The sequence below is a fragment of the Stenotrophomonas sp. STEN014 genome, assembly GCF_056760315.1.
This window is the reverse complement of the sequence record NZ_JBRREN010000007.1, coordinates 42,974-60,148: the sequence shown is the minus strand read 5'-3', so window position 1 is coordinate 60,148 and position 17,175 is coordinate 42,974. Positions and strand designations below refer to the sequence as shown.

Sequence of the window (17,175 nt, the reverse complement as noted above, 5' to 3'; positions counted from 1 at the left end):
TCGAGGTTGGGGGGTATGGGCAACGCAATCACCGCCAATGATCCGGCCATCGTCCACCATGCCGCGCTGGATGCGCGCATGGTGCAGGCGGTGAAAGGCCTCCGCCTGTTGACCCTGACCAGCTGGCCGGCGTCGATGCAGGCGCCATTCCTGGACAGCGTGGCCCGCGGCAATCCGCGCCTGCCGCAGGTGCGTTACCCGCAGCACGATTTCAGCGACGCCCGTCGCGAACTGGCCGCCATCGAGGCGGCCGTCGATGAATCACATCCGCTCGGGGCCTATCTGCGTGATTCGGTGCGCAGCTGGGACCAGGCCGCCAGCCTGCTTGAAGCACTGGGCACGCCGGCGGTGGATCATTTCTCCAGCCAGCTGTTCGGCGAGCCCGAGCAGCCGATGCCCGGCAACGGCCCGAGCACCCGCGAGGCGGCACGGCATTTCATCCAGATCGCGCAGGAGCTGGACCACGAGCTGCTGGCGCCGGAGGAAACCGTGCCGGTGTCGGCCACCGCGCTGCAGTTGCAGTTGCAGGCCGATCTGGATGACTTCTTTGAGGCGCGCCTTATCAGCGTGGAGCTGGACGCGGGGTTGATCGCCAAGGCCGCCGCCGGTGCCACCCGCATCCGCTTGCGCAGTGGCGCCTGCTTCAGCGCCTACGACCGCGCGCAGCTGTTCCACCACGAGGCGCTGGTGCATTCACTCACCGCGCTCAACGGCCGCGAACAGGTGCTGCTGCCCAGCCTGGGGCTGTCCTCGCCGCGCATCACCGCCACCCAGGAAGGGCTGGCGACGTTCGCCGAGCAGATCACCGGCAGCATCGACATCCAGCGGCTCAAGCGGGTGAGTCTGCGGATCGAGGCCATTGCGATGGCGCGCGACGGGGCCGATTTCATCCAGGTGTTCCAGTACTTCCGTAATGCCGGGCAGACTCCGGATGAAAGTTTCTCCTCGGCGCAGCGGGTGTTCCGCGGTGTGCCGACCCGCGGTGGTTCGGCCTTCACCAAGGACACCGTGTATCTGCGCGGGCTGGTGTCGGTGCACACCTTCTTCCGGCAGATGCTGCGCGATGAAAAACTGCAGGTCTGCCGCTGGCTGTTCGCCGGCAAGATGACCCTGCACGATGCGCAGGCGCTGACGCCGCTGTTCGAGGCCGGGGTGCTGGCGCCGCCGCGCTGGCTGCCGGGCTGGATCCACCGTGCCAACGGGCTGGCCGGGGTGCTGGCGTTCTCGCTGTTCGCCAACCGGATCCGCATGGACCAGCTCGGCGGACGCTGAGGCCTTCGCCCGGAACGCGGTCTCAGGGCGTGCCGAGCAACTGTGCGATGGCGCGCTCGCCGCTGCCCATCGCCAGCGTCCAGCCGAGCATGCCGTGGCCAAGGTTGCAGCCCAGTCCGTCGCCGAGGTTGCGGATGACCGGCGAGGACCACGGTGTCACCGGGCGCAGGCCGGCCCAGTGACTGGTGAGGTGGTCGTAGTCGGCGGCCTCCGGCAGCGAGGTCCGCGCCATCGCCACCAGCTGTGCCAGCCGCGCCGGATCCGGCGCCGGGTTCCAGTCGTTGAGGTCGGCCAGACCGGCCACGCGGATACGCTCGCCGAGCCGGCAGAACACCAGCTTGCGTTTGGTATCGGTGAGGCTGACCTGCGGCGCATTGGCGCCACACGGCGCGGTGAACGAATAGCCTTTGATCGCCATCAGCGGCACGCGGATGCCGGCCGGGCGCAGCAGCCGGGCACCGTCGATGCCGGCACAGACCAGCAGCCGCGGTGCCCGCAGCGCCTGTCCATCGGCTGATTCCAGCTGCCATTGGCCGTTCCTGCGCTGCAGCGAACGGGTGTCGAAATCGAACCGGGTTTGCACGCCGTACTGGCGTTGCAGTATTTCCAGCAGACCCTGGCTGAAACGCCATGGATCGCCGGCCTCCTCCTCGGGCGAGTACACCGCGCCGGCCAGCCACGGCGCACCGCTCAACGCCGGCTCGATCGCGCGGGCTTCGGCGGCATCCACCAGTTGCTGCTGCACGCCGTAGGGACGCTTGAGCGCGATCATCGCCGCGGCACCCTGCACGCCTTCGGCGGTGGGATACAGGTGTAGCTTGCCGGAGACGGCGTGGTCGAAGGCGATCGGGTGCTGCTGCAGCAGCGCCTGCATCGCCGCGCGCGACTCCAGCGCCAGTTCCAGTGTGGCCAGCGTGTTTTTGTGCAGACTGCCCGCATTGGCCTGGCGCAGGAAGGCCACGCCCCAGCGCAGGAAATCCGGATCGGCCGACCAGCGGGTGCGGAACGGGCCATTGCGGCCGAGCGCCATTTCCGGCAGCTGGCGCCAGGTGGCCGGGCCGGCCATCGCGTCGGTATAGGCGTAGCTGAGCTGGGCGCCGTTGGCGAAGGAGGTGCCCAGCGCCGGACCGGCGTTGCGATCGACCAGCAGCACCGCCAGGCCGCGCCGGGCGGCCGCCCAGGCGCTGGCCAGACCCACCACGCCGGCACCGAGGATGACCAGGTCAGGACCGGAGGACGCGGGGGCTGCAGCGGGAGAGGTCATGGTGAAGGCGGCTACGGGGTGAGCGTTGCTTCACATTGTCGCGCCATATCCGTGCGCATGGCACGGATATGGCGCACGGAACCGGTCGCTCAATGCGGCCAGAAGTTCAGGAAGCCGGTGATGATCAACGCGTTGATGAAGTCGATGAAGAACGCGCCTACCAGAGGTGCCACCAGGAAAGCACGCGGTGCAATGCCGTAGCGCTGCACCAGCTTGCGCATCACCGCCATGGCGTTGGCGGTGGTGCCGAGCATGAAACCGATGAAACCACCGCCCATCACCGCCGCGTCATAGTCGCGGCCCATCAGATAGAAGATCGGCACCGCGAACAGCGCCACCACGCCGACCTGGATGATCAGGTTCACCAGCAGCGGCACGCCCAGACCGGCCAGTTCCCACAGTTTCAGGTCCATCAGCGCCATGGCCAGGAACAGCGCCAGACAGATGTTGCCGATCAGATCGGTGGTGGGTACCGACAGCTTGATCCAGCCGGTGGCGTCATCGATGTTGCGGATCAGCGCGCCCACCAGCATCGCGCCGATATAGCCGGGCAGGGTCAGGCCGATGTGGGTGAAACTCTGGCCCACCCACGCGCCGACCCACATCGCCATCAGCAGCACGACGATGCTCTTGAGCGAATCGAACTCGCGGGCCGCTTCGCTGGGATAGCGCAGCAGGATCGACTCATCCACGTCCTTTGCGCCACTTTCGCCGCGGCTGCTGGGGGTGATGACCTTGAAGCGGCGCAGCAGCACGGTGATGACCGGTCCGCCGACGACGCCACCGCAGATGATGCCGGCCATGGCCGCGGTGACGGCCAGGGTCTCGGCGCCCTGCAGGCCGGCCTTCTCGAACAGCGGCGCGAACGCCAGGCCGGTGGCCGGGCCGCCAGTCAACGTGGCCGAGCCGGCCAGCACGCCGAACATCGGGTGCAGGTCGAACATCCAGGCCACGCCGATGCCGATCAGGTTCTGCAGCACCGCAAACAGCGCCGCGATCACCAGGAAGGTCATCACCTGCCGGCCACTGATACGCAGCAGCCGCACACTGGCATTGATGCCCAGGGTGGTGAAGAAGGCCACCATCAACGGGGTCTTGAGCGTGGTGTCCAGCGTGAACAGCGTTACCTGCTGGCTGTGCGCCCACCATACCGCCAGCGCTACCAGCAGCCCGCCGATGACCGGCTCGGGCAGGTTGTAGCGGCGGAAAAACGGGATGGCGCGGCACAGCGCGTAACCCGCGAACAGCGTCAGGCCGGCAAAGGCCACCGTCTGCACGGCATCGAGTTGGATCATGGAACAGGTACCTCTACCAACGGGACACGGACTTTGTCCGGCTCAGGAAACAATATCAATAGCAGGTAGAGGTGGTTGCGGCGGCACTTCCGCCACTCGGTGGCGCTGGAATCGTGCGGTTCGAAGCTGAATGGGGAGGGCTTGCGATGCGTGCAATGCCGGCCCCGCGCGCGCTGTTGGGGTTTGCCGGCGGAACCCGCGCCGCGGTTTGCGGCCTGCGGCTGGGTGCGCCTGTTCGCAGTTCGAGCGGCCGGGTGCGCACCGCTGCGGAAAGGCGCCGCGCTGCCGGCGGCTCAGTCGCGTGGTGGACGCTTGTAGGCCACGCAGTCCACTTCCACCTTGCAGTCCACCACCATGCGGCTTTCCACGCAGGCACGGGCCGGCGGGTGCTCGCCGAAATACTGTTTGAACACGCCGTTGAAGGCGTAGAAGTCGCGCGCGTCGTCCAGCCATACGCCGCAGCGCACCACATGCTCGGGGCCGTAGCCGGCCTCGGCCAGGATCGCCAGCACGTTGCCGATCACCACATGCGACTGCTCGGTCACGGTGCCGGCGACCAGCTCGCCATCGCGCATCGGCACCTGACCGGAGACGAACAGCCAGCCATCGGCCTCCACCGCCCGCGAGAACGGCATGTGCTGTTTGCCCTGGCCGACGCCGCCTTCGGCGCCATAGCGCTTGATGTCACTCATGGGTATTCCTTTCTCTATATGAGGTGTACTGGGAAGATGCGCCGGTTCAGGCCGCTGGCGCCGGTTCCGGATGGATGAACCGGCCCGGGCGGGCGGTGACCTGGCGGCCGTCGTAGGCGAGCCGGCCGTTGACCCAGACCGCGTCGATACCTTCGGCGGCGCGGATCGGATCGTGGAAGCTGGCGGTGTCGCGCACCCGGGCCGGATCGAACAGCACCAGGTCGGCCCACCAGCCTTCGCGGATCTGGCCGCGGGCGCCCATGTGGAAGCGCGAGGCCGGCAGCCCGGTCATCTTGTGCACGGCGGTGTGCAGCGGGAACAGCTGCTCGTCGCGCGCGTAGTGGCCGAGCACGCGCGGGAAGGTGCCCCACAGGCGCGGGTGCGGGCGCGGATCGCGCGGCAGACCGTCCGAGCCGATCATCGTCAGCGGATGGCTGAGGATGCGGCGCACGTCGGTTTCGTCCATGCAGAAGTAGACCGCGCCGGCCGGCTGCAGACGCACGGCGGCCTCCATCAGCGGCAGATGCCAGTCGGCGGCGATCTCGGCCAGCAGCCGACCGCCCTGGGCCGGTTCGGACTCGGACCAGGTGATCAGGATGTCGTAGGCGTCGGTGACCTGCTTCAGGTCCAGGGTCGAGGCGCTGGCGGCGTAGGGATAGCAGTCGCAGGCCACGTCCTGCCCGGCCGCGGCGTGCTGCAGGTGTTCCAGTACCTCGGCGCTGCGGCCCCAGTTGTCCCCGCCTGCACATTTGAGATGCGACACGCGGACCGCGGCTTGCGGCGTGCGCGCGGCATGGAGGGCTTCGTCCATCGCCGCGAGGATGCCGGCGAACTCGTCGCGCAGGTGGGTGGCGTAGAGCCCGCCAGCCGGCAGTTCCCCGGCCAGTGCATCCACCTCGGTGGACGGGGCATTGAAGGCCGAGGCATAGGCCAGGCCGCTGCTCAGGCCCAGCGCGCCGGCGGCCAGGCTCTCGCGCAGCTGCGCCCGCATCGCATCGATCTCCTCCACCGAGGCGGCGCGATCCAGCCGGTCCATATGGTTCTGGCGCAGCGCGGTGTGGCCGACCAGTGCGGCCACGTTCACCGCCGGGGCGGCCGCTTCCACCGCGCGGCGGTAGCTGGCGAAATCCGGATAGCGGAAGTCGGGTGCATCGCCGAGCAGGTTCATCGGATCGGGCACCTCGCCGCGCACCCGGACCGGGCTGGCGCTGATCCCGCAATTGCCGACCACCACGGTGGTCACACCCTGCGAGAGCTTGCTGGTCATGTCCGGGTTGCGGATCACTTCCAGGTCATCGTGGGTGTGTACATCGATAAAGCCCGGCGCCAGCGCGCGACCGGCGGCGTCGATCACCTCACCGGCCGGGCCGGCGAGCCGGCCGATGGCGGCAATGCGGCCGCCGTTGATGGCCACATCGGCGCGGACCGCGGGCCGGTCGTTGCCATCGAAGACGAGGGCGTTGCGGATAAGGAGCTCGTACACGGATCAGTCGCCCAGGGGCAGGCGCGAATCGCCGCCGCGGTAGCGGTCCAGCGCCAGCTTGATGCGGCGCAGGTGCTCGTGGTTGTCGCTGGCGTTGTTGAGCGCGACGGTGGTGGCCAGCACGTCGATGGCCAGCATCATCGCGTAGCGCGAGGCCGAGGGTTTGAACACGAAGTCCGTCTCCTCGATGCTGATCGGCAGCAGCCAGTCGCTGCGTTCGGACAGCAGCGTGTCGGCGCGGGTGATGGCGCCCACGCGCGCGCCATAGGTACGGGCGATGTCGATAGCCGAGACGATCTCCGGGGTGATGCCGCTGACCGACAGGGCCAGCACCACATCCTTCGGACCGAGGGTTGCGGCGATCATCTTCATCGTGACCGCGTCGCTGCAGGCCGAGATCGGCAGGCCGAAACGCATCAGCCGGTTCTGCATCTCCTGCGAGAACACGGTCGAGCAGCCACCGATGCCGAACACATGGATGCGCCGGGCCTGGCACAGCGCGTCGGCCAGATCCTGCACCACGCTTTCCTTCAGGTTGGCCAGGTTGTGGCGCAGGCTGGCTTCGATGTCATCGCAGATCTGCGCATACAGGGCCGAGACCGGCGGCGCGTTCTGCTGTTCAAGGAAGCGCTTGCCGACCGCGCCGGCCGAGGCCAGGCGGGCACGCAGTTCGCGCACGTGTTCGCAGCCCAGGGTCTTGGCGAACCGCGAGATGGCCGCGGCGCTGACGTCGGCGCGATCAGCCAGCTCGGTGACACCGTATTGGGCGGCAGCGTCCACATCGGCAAGGATGGTGTGGGCGATGCGGGCTTCAACCGGGCTGAATTCATGCAGCCGCTGGCGTAGTTCGTAGACGATATCGAACATGGTAGAGGTCATCGGTTCAGAGCACCGCGGCAAGGGCCATCACCAGCAGCAGCGCGGTGATGGAGATGAGGGTTTCAAGCACGGTCCAGGTCTTGAAGGTCTGGGCCACGCTCATGTTGAAGTATTCCTTGACCAGCCAGAAGCCACCGTCGTTGACGTGTGACAGCACGACCGAGCCGGCGCCGGTGGCCAGCACCAGCAGTTCCGGGTGCGGATAGCCCAGCGCGGCGGCGATCGGGGCGACGATGCCCGAGGCGGTGGTCATCGCCACCGTGGCCGAGCCGGTGGCCACCCGCATCAGCGCGGCCATGGTCCAGCCCATCAGCAGTGGCGACAGGTCGAAGCGCTGCGACAGGCCGATGATTTCGGTGGCCACGCCGGTGTGGACGAGGATACCGTTGAGGCCGCCGCCGGCACCGACCAGCAGGGTGATCGCCGCGGTCGGTGCCAGGCACTCCTGCGAGAACTTCAGGATCTGCTCGCGGTTGAAGCCGCGCATCAGGCCCAGTGTGACAAAACTCATCAAGGTGGCGATCAGCAGCGCCACCACCGAGTGGCCGATGAAGCGCAGGCCATGGTTCAGCGCCGAGCCCGGCGTGGCGATCTGGTCGGCCCAGCCACCCAGCAGCATCAGCCCCACCGGCACCAGCAAGGTGGCCAGAGTGATGCCGAAGCCGGGCAGCTGCTCATCGGGAATCCGGCCATGGCCCTCATCCAGCAGCGCCGCCTCCATCGGGTTGTGTGCCGGCAGTTGCACCCGCGGCGCGACGAACTTGGCGAACACCGGGCCGGCCAGCGCGGCGGTGGGCAGGCCGACGATCAGCGAATACAGCACGGTACGGCCGACATCGGCCCCATAGGCCTGCACCGCCAGCATCGCCGCCGGGTGTGGCGGCACCAGCCCGTGCACCACCGACAGGCCGGCGACCATCGGCAGGCCGACCAGCAGCAGCGGCACGCCGGTGCGGCGGGCGACGTTGAGCACGATCGGGATCAGCAGCACGAAGCCGACCTCGAAGAAGATCGGCAGGCCCACGCAGAAGGCGATCAGCATCATCGCCCAGTGCACGTTCTTCGGCCCGAAGCGGGCGATCAGGGTGCGCGCGATGCGTTCGGCGCCGCCGGATTCGGCCATCATCTTGCCGAGCATGGTGCCCAGCGCAACGATCAGCGCGATATGCCCCAGGGTCTTGCCCACGCCCTGCTCATAGGCCGGCAGGATTTCCGGGGCCGGCATCCCGGCCAGTAGCGCCAGGCCGACCGAGACCACGGTGACACTGATGAACGGATTGAGCCGGTAGCGGGCGATCAGCACGACCAGCGCCAGGATCGACAGTACCGCGTAGATCAACAGCAGGTTTCCATTGCTCATGCGTACAGGCCGGGTGTGTGGATCAGAACTGGGTGGAAATGGCGTCGACGACGGTATAGGCGTCATCCACCACCAGCAGATGGCGCCACTTGTCGAAGGTCAGGCACGGGTGTGAGATGTCGAAGCACAGCATGTCGCCCACGCGCAGGTCGTCCTGGTCGCCGACGTCGAGGAAGGCGTGCTGGTCCATCATCGCGGTGATCTTCCAGTGCCCGGTTGCGGCAACCGGTGCCGCGGTGCCCGGCCGGTAGTGCAGCGCCGGTACCGGGAAGCCGGCATCGAAGGCGGCATCGCGCTTGCCCAGGGCGATGATCGCCTTGCCCGGCTCCGGCCGGGATTGCACATAGGCCCACAACTGCAGCGCCGGTTGCAGGCTGCTGCCCATCTGGCGCGCCACCGGGTTGCTGGCATGGATGCGCTTGGCCGCGTCGCGGTAGATGCCCACGTCATGGGTGAGGTAGCAGCCCGGGCGCAGCACCACCTCGATGCCCGGATCGCCGGCCAGTCCCGAAAACTCCTCGGCCACCACGTCGAACCAGGCCGAACCGGCGCCTGAAACCAGTGCCGGCGCCCGGGTGAGCGCGCCCAGTTCGCGCAGCTGCTGGAAGGTGGTCACGGTGCGCTGCAGGATCGCGCGCACCCCGGCCTCATCCGGCGCCACGCCTTCGTAGACTTCCACGCCCGCCAGCTGCACGGCGTCCGGCCAGCGGCCGAGTTCGGCGATCACCGCGTGGACCTGCGCCGCGTCGCGGACACCGGTGCGGCCGCCGGCGGCACCGATCTCCAGCAGCACGCCAACGCGCAGGGCCTGCGGCCGGAAGCACGCGCCCAGCGCGGCGACGTTGTCCGGCGAATCCACCAGGCAGAACAATTCGGTGCCGGCATCGCGCAGCAGTTCGGCGACGATGGCCATGTTGGCCTTGCCCACCAGCTGGTTGGCCATCAGGATGCGCCGCGCGCCGGCCAGCCACGCCTCGCGGGCCTGGGGCGCAGTGGCCACGGTGATGCCCCAGGCGCCGCTTTGCAGCTGCAGCCGGAACAGTTCTGGGCTCATCGTGGTCTTGCCGTGCGGTGCCAGGTGCACGCCGTAGGCGGCGGTGAAGCGGCGCATCCATTCCAGGTTGTGCAGCAACGCTTCACGCCTCAGGACGGCGGCGGGCAGGCTGACGTCCTCGTGCAGGATCGACCAGCCCTGGGCGCTGGCGTCTGCAATACCCAGGGCCGTGGCGAATGCGCCAATGCCCTTGCCGCGTAGCGGGGCGGACGTGTGCTGAAATAATTTTTTATTCAATGCGATACACCCGGGCGACAAGCGCTGGCCACTGAAGCGGGAGCTGTCTATGTACCAGATATCGCCGCGAGTGAAAAATATTTTCGCATATTGCTGCATGGCAGCATATGAGAAGGGTGACGTTTGTCCTGAATGGGGACCTGCCGGAAACCGCTAATGTCGGCGCCGAGTCGCTAGAATCGACGGTTCAGCCACTGCAAGTCCCGTCGATGTCCAAAGAAGATTTCAAGCAGGCCGCCCTCGAATACCACCGCATCTCGCCCCCGGGCAAGATCCGGGTCGCGGCGACCAAGCCCATGTTGACCCAGCGCGACCTGTCGCTGGCGTACTCGCCCGGCGTGGCGCATGCCTGCGAAGCGATCGTGGCCGACCCTGCGCAGGTGAGCGAACTGACCGCCCGCGGCAATCTGGTGGCGGTGATCTCCAATGGCACCGCGGTGCTGGGTCTGGGCAATATCGGCCCGCTGGCCAGCAAGCCGGTGATGGAAGGCAAGGGCGTGCTGTTCCAGAAGTTCGCCGGCATCGACGTGTTCGATATCGAGGTCGACGAGAACGATCCGGACAAGCTCATCGACATCATTGCCTCGCTGGAGCCCACCTTCGGCGGCATCAACCTGGAAGACATCAAGGCGCCGGAGTGCTTCGTCATCGAGCGCAAGCTGCGCGAGCGGATGAACATCCCGGTGTTCCATGACGACCAGCACGGCACCGCGATCATCGTCGGTGCGGCGGTGCTCAACGCCATGGTGATCACCGGCAAGAAGATCGAAGAGGTCAAGCTGGCCACCACCGGCATGGGCGCGGCCGGCATCTCCTGCGTGAACATGCTGGTGCAGCTGGGCCTGAAGCCGGAGAACATCCTGGCCTTCGACCGCGACGGCGTGATCCACACCGGTCGTACCGATCTGGATCCGGAAAAGGCCCGCTACGCCCGCGATACCGACAAGCGCACGCTGGCCGAGATTGTCGATGGTGCCGATATCTTCCTCGGCCTGTCCGCCGGCGGCATCCTGACCAAGGAGATGGTTGCGACGATGGCGCGTGATCCGGTGATCTTCGCGCTGGCCAATCCGTACCCGGAAATCCTGCCCGAAGACGCCAAGTCGGTGCGTCCGGACGTGATCATGGGTACCGGCCGTTCGGACTATCCGAACCAGATCAACAACGCGCTGTGCTTCCCGTATCTGTTCCGTGGCGCGCTGGATGTCGGCGCGACCGGGATCAACGAGGAAATGAAGATCGCCTGTGTGCGCGCGATTGCCGCGCTGGCGCGCAAGGAGGCCTCGGATCTGGGCGCCGCCTACGGTGGCGAATCGCCCAGTTTCGGTCGCGACTACCTGATTCCGCGTCCGTTCGACCGTCGCCTGCTGGTCGAACTGTCCGCCGCGGTGGCCCAGGCGGCGATGGATTCGGGCGTGGCAACCCGCCCGATCGCCGACATGGCCGCCTACCGCGACAAGCTGGCGCAGTTCGTCTACCGCACCAGCCTGTTCATGAAGCCGGTGTATGACCGTGCCCGCTGTGACAAGCAGCGCGTGGCCTATGCCGAGGGCGAAGAGGAAGTGGTGCTGCGCGCGGTGCAGAACGTGATCGACGAGGGCGTGGCTTTCCCGATCCTGATCGGCCGCCCGGAGGTGATCGAATCGCGCGTGGAGCGCCTGGGGCTGCGCATGCAGGCCGGCGTGGACTACGAGATCACCAACATCAACGATGATCCACGCTTCAACGAGTACTGGCAGTACTACCACGAGATGACCGGCCGCAAGGGCGTCACCGTGGCCGCGGCCAAGAACCTGATGCGCTCGCGGCCGACGCTGATCGCGGCGGTGATGGTCGCCCGCGGCGAAGCCGATGCGATGCTGTCGGGCCTGGTCGGCCGCTTCCACAAGAAGCTGGGCTATGTGCGCAGCGTGATTCCGCTGGAAGCCAAGGTCAGCTCGACCTCGGCGATGACCGGCGTGATCAACAACCAGGGCGTGTTCTTCTTTGTCGATACGCATGTGCAGGAAGACCCGACCGTCGAGCAGATCGTCGAGTCCACGCTGCAGGCGGCCTACCGCATGAAGCTGTTCGGCATCGAGCCGAAGATCGCGCTGCTGTCGCATTCGAACTTCGGCAGCCACGATTCCAAGGACGCGCTGAAGATGCGCCAGGTGCGCGAGGCGCTGCTCAAGCGCAATCCGCGTCTGAACGTGGATGGCGAGATGCAGGGCGATACCGCGTGGGACGAGGCGCTGCGCGAGAAGCTGCTGCCCAACAGTACGCTCAAGGGTCGCGCCAACCTGTTCGTGCTGCCCAACCTGGAAGCGGCCAACATCGCCTACAACCTGGTGCGCGTGTTCACCAACGGCGTGGCGATCGGGCCGATCCTGATGGGCATCTCCAAGCCGGTGCATATCCTCACCAGCAGCGCCAGCGTGCGCCGGGTGCTGAACATGACCGCGATCGCCGCGGTGGATGCGCAGATCCGCAAGCAGATGGACGCCGAGCGCGGCAACGGCTGACCGGGCGGTTCACCGCCTATCCAAAGGGGCCGGGCATTGCCCGGTCCCTTTCGTGTTTCTGGGGCCGGCGCTGCTAGAATTGGCTTCTCGCAATCCAGTTCCGTGCCTAGCCATGAGCCATACCGCCACCGCGCCCGCCAACGCCGAAAAGCGTTACACCGTGCACCGCGCCGACCTGCCGCTGAGCTGCCCGACGCCGGAAATGGCGCTGTGGAATTCGCACCCGCGCGTGTACCTGCCGATCGAGAACGAGCCCAATGGCGAGGCCGCGTGCCCGTACTGCGGCTCGGTGTTCGTGCTGGCTGATTGATCCTGCCGATGCGCCGCCTGACTGTGGTGCAGTTGCTGCCGGCGCTGCACTCCGGCGGTGTCGAGCGCTCGACGTTGGAGATTGCCCAGGCGCTGGTCGCCGCCGGCCACCGCGCCATCGTGGTGTCGGCGGGTGGACGCCTGGTGCAACCGCTGCTGGACAGCGGTGCCGAGCATCTCACTCTGGAGATCGGCCGCAAGTCGCTGCTGACGCTGCGGCACGTGGCGAGCCTGCGCCAGCTGTTTGTCGAAACCGGGGCCGATATCGTGCATGCGCGCTCACGGCTGCCGGCGTGGCTGGGCTGGTACGCGTTGCGCGGGTTGCCAGCCGCTCAGCGTCCGCACTGGGTGACGACGATGCACGGGCTCAATTCGCCCGGGCGCTACAGCGCGATCATGGCCAGTGGCGAGCGTGTGATCTGCGTGTCGCAGACCGTGCGCGACTACCTGCTGGCCAACTATCCGCAGACGGATACCGCGCGACTGCGGGTGATACCGCGTGGCGTGGATGTCGCGCAGTTTCCGCGCGTTGCCCGTAGTGATCGCCGCGCACGGCTGGCGGTCGCCGCGCAGTATCCGCTCCTCGCTGGCGATGGCCCCTTGCTGCTGCTGCCCGGTCGCGGCACGCGGTTGAAAGGGCATGCCTACGCGTTGCGGCTGCTGGCGGCGTTGCGCGGCGAGGGGGTGCCGGCGGTGCTGTGGATGCCCGGTGCGCGTGAACCCGGTCGCGAGGCCTATGTGCGCGAGCTGGAGCAGTCGGCGCAGAGGCTCGGCGTTGCCGAGGCGCTGGTGATCAGCGAGCCCACGTCCCGTATCGCCCAGGCCTATGCCGCCAGCGATCTGGTGCTGCAGCTGTCCGACAAGCCAGAGGCGTTCGGACGCACCGTGCTGGAGGCGCTGTCGGTCGGGCGTCCGGTGCTGGGCTGGAACCATGGCGGTACCGGCGAGCTGCTGGGACAGCTGCAGCCTTCCGGAGCGGTCGTGCCGGCAGACGAGGCCGCATTGCTGCAACGGGCACGCGCGCTGCTGCTGCATCCGCCGGCGTTGCCCGCCCGTATGCCTTTCACGCTGCATGCGATGCAGCGCGCCACTTTGGATGTCTATGGTGAACTCGTTCGCTGATGCCGCTTCGCTGCCGCCCGCCGCGCGTCTTCCGGGGCGCTGGGCGCCGGCCTGGGTGATCGCTTTCGTCGCGCTGTGGCCGGCGCCGGGGATCGCCGAGGCGGTGCTGGTGCTGGGCGCGCTGTTCACGGTGGTGCGCCTGCTGCAGCTGCGGGCAAGGGGCGGCATCGCGCCCTTGCTCAGCGTGCCGGCGTGGGCGCTGACCGGCGTGCTGTTCCTGGCCTACTGGTTGCCGCAGCTGTTCTCGGCGATGGACGCGGCCGATCCGGCCAAGGCCTGGGGCAAGGTGGCCGGCGGGCTGCGCTATCTGCCCTTCATGTGGCTGGTGGCCGTTGCCGTGGCTACCGCGACGCGGCGGCGGACGACATTCATCGGACTGGCGGTGATCGTTGGACTGTGGACGCTGGATGCACTGGCGCAGGCGCTGTCCGCAACCAGTCCGCTGTTCTGGTCGATGGACCAGCTCAAGTGGCTGATCAATGGCCGCGGTCTGTGCAGTGCAGAAGACCTCGCCGCAGTGGACCGGCTCAGCGGCGTGTTCGGCCCCTGCAACCTGAAGTTCGGCCAGGTGCTGGCGAGCATGGCGCCGTTCGCGCTGTTTGCCGTGGCCGCACGTTGGCGGCGCCGGGGCTGGCTGCTGGCGGCGGTATTGATCGGCGCGGTGGTGGTGCTGGCCGGTTCGCGCGCGTCGTGGATCACCTATGGCCTGGTGCTGCTGTTCTCGGGCTGGCGCCTGCTCGGTGGCAAGTGGATGGCGCTGCTGCTGCTTGCCGGCGTAGTGGGCGTGGCCGCACTGGGGGCCGGCTCACCGCAGGTGCGTGAACGTATCGCGCGGACCACGCTGGCGCTCAGTGGCGACAGTGCCGGCGTGAACGAGGCGCTGTCCGGGCGCAGCCAGATCTGGGGCGCGGCGCTGTGCATGGTGCGCGAACATCCGATCAACGGGGTGGGCACGCGTGGCTTCCGCGATGCCTGGCCGGAGTGTGATCCAGCTCCTGCGCAGACCGCGGCCTGGGGCCAGGGGCCGGCGCTGCACGCGCATCAGATCGTGCTGGAAATCCTGGCCGAAACCGGTGTGGTGGGCCTGCTGCTGTGGCTGGCCGGGGCGGCGATGGCGCTGCGTGCGTGGCGTTATGCCAGTGCCGCCGCGCGGGAGCGTGCGCGGCCGGCGGCGTTGGCGCTGGCGGTGACGGTGTTCCCGCTGAACACCCATCTGGCGTTCTATTCGGCGTTCTGGGGTGGGCTGACGCTGCTGCTGGCGGCCCTGTATGCCGGTGCGCTGCTGGCCGAAGAGCCGGGCGGCGCGCGCTGAGCGGTGACGCCCGCGGTGCGGGCGTCAGTCGTAGAAGTGGCTGCGGCCTTCGGGCTGGCGCTTGAAGCGGCGGTGGATCCACAGGTACTGGTCCGGTGCCTCGCGCACCATCTGCTCGATCGCGGCATTTACCCGTGCGGTGTCGGCGACCGGATCGTCGGTGGGGAAATCCGGCAACGGAGGCGCGATCTTCAGCAAATAGCGGCCACCGACGCGGCGATGGAAGAACGGCACCACCGCGCAGCCGGTCATGCGCGCGAACTGGTGGGTTGCGGTGATGGTGGAGGCGGGCATGCCGAAGAACGGCACGAATACCGAATCCTTGCCGCGCATGTCCTGATCCGGTGCATACCAGAGCACGCCACCCTTTTTCAGGTGACGCACGGTGGCGCGGATGTCTTCGTTGGCGAACATCGCGCAGGCGTACTTCAGCCGCCCGCTTTTGACCGCCCACTCCATCACCGGGTTGCGGTACTTGCGGTACATGCCGGCCAGCGGCACGTGATCACACAGCAGCCGACCGCACATTTCCAAGGTCATGAAGTGCCCGGACACCAGCAGCACGCCGCGGCCTTGGGCCTGCAGGGCGCGCAGATGTTCCAGGCCTTCCATTTCCACCTTCGGGCGGATGACCTCGATGCTGCCCCACCAGGCCCGGGCGAACTCGAAAACCCCCACGCCCAGCGCATCGAAGCTGTCGCGCAGCAGGCGCTGGCGCCACGCCTTGTCCTGTTCGGGAAAGCACAGTTGAAGGTTCACTTCCGCCGCGCGGCGGCGGCTGCGGGCCAGTTGCAGGGCCAGCCAGCCGATGCCTCGACCCAGTGCGCGTTGCAGCGTCCATGGCAGGCGCGCGGCCAGCGCGGCGATACCCAGCCAGGCGAAGGTCGGCCAATGCCGGGGATCGCCCAGCGAAGGGCGGGTGGCGGTGGTGGGAGAATCGGACATGGGAGGATTCTAAGTGATGCATGACCCAACCGGTTTTGCCATGCGTTGCAGCGGCCGCTCCCGTATCCTTCCCGCATGCGCAAGGATCCCGTTGAAATATTGCTGCGCGGTCTGTATTCGGCCGTGTTGTATCTGTTGTTGCCGATCACGGTGTACCACCTGGTGTGGCGCGGGTTCCGGGTGCGCGAATACTTCAAGCGTTGGGACGAGCGCTATGCCTCGTATCCGGAAAGTGGCAGCGAGCCGCGGGTGTGGCTGCATGCGGTGTCCGTGGGTGAGGTGAACGCCGCCGCGCCGCTGGTCAACGCGCTGCGGCAGCAACGTCCGGATATCCGCTGGATCATCACCACGATCACCCCGACCGGTTCGCAGCGGGTGCGTGCGCTGTGGGGCGATGCGGTGGATCACGTCTATCTGCCGTATGACGTGCCGGGCAGTGTCGGGCGTTTTCTCGAGCACTTCCGGCCCAGCCTGGCGCTGATCCTGGAAACGGAGTTGTGGCCGAACCTGCTGTTCGGCTGCCGTGACCGTGCCATTCCTGTGTACATCCTCAACGCGCGGCTGTCGGCGCGTTCGCTGAAGGGCTACCGCCTGCTGAGGCCACTGGTCGGGCGCGCACTGCGCACGGTGACCTGCGTGGCGGCGCAGTCGCAGGACGATGCCACACGCTTCATTGAGCTGGGAGCGATGCCGCAGCAGGTGCGTGCGTTGGGCAACCTGAAGTTCGATATCCATCCGCCGGATCCGTCGGCGGTGAGGGCGGCGTTCGGCCGCCAAGTACCTGCAGATCGACCGGTGTGGATCGCCGCCAGCACCCATGAAGGGGAAGAGCTGGCGGTGGTCGAAATCCACACGCGTCTGCTGGCACGGCATCCGCAGGCGCTGCTGTTGTGGGCGCCGCGCCATCCGGAGCGGTTCGCCCGGGTCGAGGCGCTGGCGCGCGAGCAGGGCTGGCAGGTCGCCACGCGCAGTGCCCAGCAGTGGCCGCCGGCCGGCACCGGGGTATTCGTGATCGACACCCTGGGTGAGCTGATGGCGTTCTATGCCTGCGCGACGGTGGCCTTTGTCGGTGGCAGCCTGCAGCCCATTGGCGGGCACAACCTGCTGGAGCCGGCGGCGATGGGAACCGCGGCGGTGACCGGGCCGCATCTGCACAACTTCGCCGAGATTTCGAAGCGCATGTCCGAGGCCGGGGCGGTGCGGATCTGTGCGGATGGAAACGAGGTGGCGCAGGCAATCGAGCACTTGCTGGACGACACCGTGGCGCGTGAGCGCATGGTCCAGGCGGGGCGGGCGCTGGTCGAGAACGGTCGCGGGGCGCTGGAACAGACGCTGGCGCTGATTGGCCCGGCGCTGCCGGCACAGGCCTGAGATTTTCCCAACCGCCGCACCCATGCAAAAGGCGGGCCGAAGCCCGCCTTTTGCGTCCCATCGGATTGGCGCGGGC

At 67.7% G+C, this 17,175-nt stretch carries 14 protein-coding genes; 6 read left to right on the top strand and 8 right to left on the bottom strand.

Annotated elements, in window-relative coordinates; translation table 11 throughout:
- Positions 1-15: 15 nt before the first annotated feature.
- Complete coding sequence (locus ACVOMC_RS11090; RefSeq protein WP_481523979.1) at positions 16-1,272, top strand: flavohemoglobin expression-modulating QEGLA motif protein; 1,257 nt, start codon at positions 16-18, stop codon at positions 1,270-1,272.
- A 22-nt stretch (positions 1,273-1,294) separates the two neighbouring features.
- Here the strand turns inward: ACVOMC_RS11090 and ACVOMC_RS11085 are convergent, their stop codons facing one another.
- From ACVOMC_RS11085 to ACVOMC_RS11055, 7 genes are all read right to left on the bottom strand, one after another.
- The gene (locus ACVOMC_RS11085; protein WP_481523978.1) at positions 1,295-2,536 is read right to left on the bottom strand and encodes an FAD-dependent oxidoreductase; all 1,242 of its coding nucleotides are present in this window, start codon (positions 2,534-2,536) and stop codon (positions 1,295-1,297) included.
- Between the two features lie 89 nt (positions 2,537-2,625).
- Complete coding sequence (gene gltS / locus ACVOMC_RS11080; protein WP_481523977.1) at positions 2,626-3,831, bottom strand: sodium/glutamate symporter; 1,206 nt, start codon at positions 3,829-3,831, stop codon at positions 2,626-2,628.
- A gap of 293 nt (positions 3,832-4,124) precedes the next feature.
- Positions 4,125-4,523, bottom strand: a complete 399-nt coding sequence (locus ACVOMC_RS11075) for a RidA family protein (protein WP_481523976.1) — start codon at positions 4,521-4,523, stop codon at positions 4,125-4,127.
- Positions 4,524-4,569: 46 nt separating this feature from the next.
- The gene (locus ACVOMC_RS11070) at positions 4,570-6,006 is read right to left on the bottom strand and encodes an N-acyl-D-amino-acid deacylase family protein (protein ID WP_481523975.1); all 1,437 of its coding nucleotides are present in this window, start codon (positions 6,004-6,006) and stop codon (positions 4,570-4,572) included.
- Positions 6,007-6,009: 3 nt separating this feature from the next.
- Complete coding sequence (locus ACVOMC_RS11065) at positions 6,010-6,885, bottom strand: MurR/RpiR family transcriptional regulator (RefSeq protein ID WP_199398882.1); 876 nt, start codon at positions 6,883-6,885, stop codon at positions 6,010-6,012.
- A 4-nt stretch (positions 6,886-6,889) separates the two neighbouring features.
- Positions 6,890-8,245, bottom strand: coding sequence for a GntT/GntP/DsdX family permease (locus ACVOMC_RS11060; RefSeq protein WP_057505583.1), 1,356 nt, complete (start codon positions 8,243-8,245; stop codon positions 6,890-6,892).
- Between the two features lie 22 nt (positions 8,246-8,267).
- Positions 8,268-9,536, bottom strand: coding sequence for an amino acid deaminase (locus tag ACVOMC_RS11055; protein WP_481523974.1), 1,269 nt, complete (start codon positions 9,534-9,536; stop codon positions 8,268-8,270).
- 209 nt (positions 9,537-9,745) lie between these two features.
- Here ACVOMC_RS11055 and ACVOMC_RS11050 point away from each other — a divergent pair, with 209 nt between their 5' ends.
- The 4 genes from ACVOMC_RS11050 to ACVOMC_RS11035 all read left to right on the top strand — a co-directional run bounded on the left by ACVOMC_RS11050 (position 9,746) and on the right by ACVOMC_RS11035 (position 14,783).
- Entirely contained in the window at positions 9,746-12,040 is a 2,295-nt protein-coding gene (locus ACVOMC_RS11050; protein WP_481523973.1) for an NADP-dependent malic enzyme, read from the top strand.
- Between the two features lie 112 nt (positions 12,041-12,152).
- Positions 12,153-12,350: a zinc-finger domain-containing protein gene (locus tag ACVOMC_RS11045; RefSeq protein ID WP_282267169.1), complete on the top strand. Its 198-nt coding sequence runs from the start codon at positions 12,153-12,155 to the stop codon at positions 12,348-12,350.
- An 8-nt stretch (positions 12,351-12,358) separates the two neighbouring features.
- The gene (locus ACVOMC_RS11040) at positions 12,359-13,471 is read left to right on the top strand and encodes a glycosyltransferase (RefSeq protein WP_481523972.1); all 1,113 of its coding nucleotides are present in this window, start codon (positions 12,359-12,361) and stop codon (positions 13,469-13,471) included.
- On the top strand, positions 13,452-14,783 hold the full coding sequence (locus ACVOMC_RS11035; protein WP_481523971.1) for an O-antigen ligase family protein: 1,332 nt from the start codon (positions 13,452-13,454) through the stop codon (positions 14,781-14,783). Before ACVOMC_RS11040 ends, ACVOMC_RS11035 begins: the two co-directional genes overlap by 20 nt.
- A 24-nt stretch (positions 14,784-14,807) precedes the next feature.
- On the opposite strand, the gene ACVOMC_RS11030 is transcribed toward ACVOMC_RS11035, so the two are convergent.
- Positions 14,808-15,728: an LpxL/LpxP family Kdo(2)-lipid IV(A) lauroyl/palmitoleoyl acyltransferase gene (locus ACVOMC_RS11030; protein WP_481523970.1), complete on the bottom strand. Its 921-nt coding sequence runs from the start codon at positions 15,726-15,728 to the stop codon at positions 14,808-14,810.
- A 75-nt stretch (positions 15,729-15,803) separates the two neighbouring features.
- Between ACVOMC_RS11030 and waaA the strand changes: the two genes are divergently transcribed.
- Positions 15,804-17,099 (top strand): lipid IV(A) 3-deoxy-D-manno-octulosonic acid transferase, encoded by a 1,296-nt coding sequence (gene waaA, locus ACVOMC_RS11025; protein WP_481523969.1) that lies wholly within the window; start codon positions 15,804-15,806, stop codon positions 17,097-17,099.
- Positions 17,100-17,175 lie beyond the last annotated feature (76 nt).

Bases quoted from the DNA above. Each gene is read 5' to 3' on its own strand.
- ACVOMC_RS11090 (WP_481523979.1), top strand. From the start codon at position 16: ATGGGCAACGCAATCACCGCCAATGATCCGGCCATCGTCCACCATGCC.
- ACVOMC_RS11085 (WP_481523978.1), bottom strand. From the start codon at position 2,536: ATGACCTCTCCCGCTGCAGCCCCCGCGTCCTCCGGTCCTGACCTGGTC.
- gltS (WP_481523977.1), bottom strand. From the start codon at position 3,831: ATGATCCAACTCGATGCCGTGCAGACGGTGGCCTTTGCCGGCCTGACG.
- ACVOMC_RS11075 (WP_481523976.1), bottom strand. From the start codon at position 4,523: ATGAGTGACATCAAGCGCTATGGCGCCGAAGGCGGCGTCGGCCAGGGC.
- ACVOMC_RS11065 (WP_199398882.1), bottom strand. From the start codon at position 6,885: ATGACCTCTACCATGTTCGATATCGTCTACGAACTACGCCAGCGGCTG.
- ACVOMC_RS11060 (WP_057505583.1), bottom strand. From the start codon at position 8,245: ATGAGCAATGGAAACCTGCTGTTGATCTACGCGGTACTGTCGATCCTG.
- ACVOMC_RS11050 (WP_481523973.1), top strand. From the start codon at position 9,746: ATGTCCAAAGAAGATTTCAAGCAGGCCGCCCTCGAATACCACCGCATC.
- ACVOMC_RS11045 (WP_282267169.1), top strand. From the start codon at position 12,153: ATGAGCCATACCGCCACCGCGCCCGCCAACGCCGAAAAGCGTTACACC.
- ACVOMC_RS11040 (WP_481523972.1), top strand. From the start codon at position 12,359: ATGCGCCGCCTGACTGTGGTGCAGTTGCTGCCGGCGCTGCACTCCGGC.
- ACVOMC_RS11035 (WP_481523971.1), top strand. From the start codon at position 13,452: ATGGTGAACTCGTTCGCTGATGCCGCTTCGCTGCCGCCCGCCGCGCGT.
- ACVOMC_RS11030 (WP_481523970.1), bottom strand. From the start codon at position 15,728: ATGTCCGATTCTCCCACCACCGCCACCCGCCCTTCGCTGGGCGATCCC.
- waaA (WP_481523969.1), top strand. From the start codon at position 15,804: ATGCGCAAGGATCCCGTTGAAATATTGCTGCGCGGTCTGTATTCGGCC.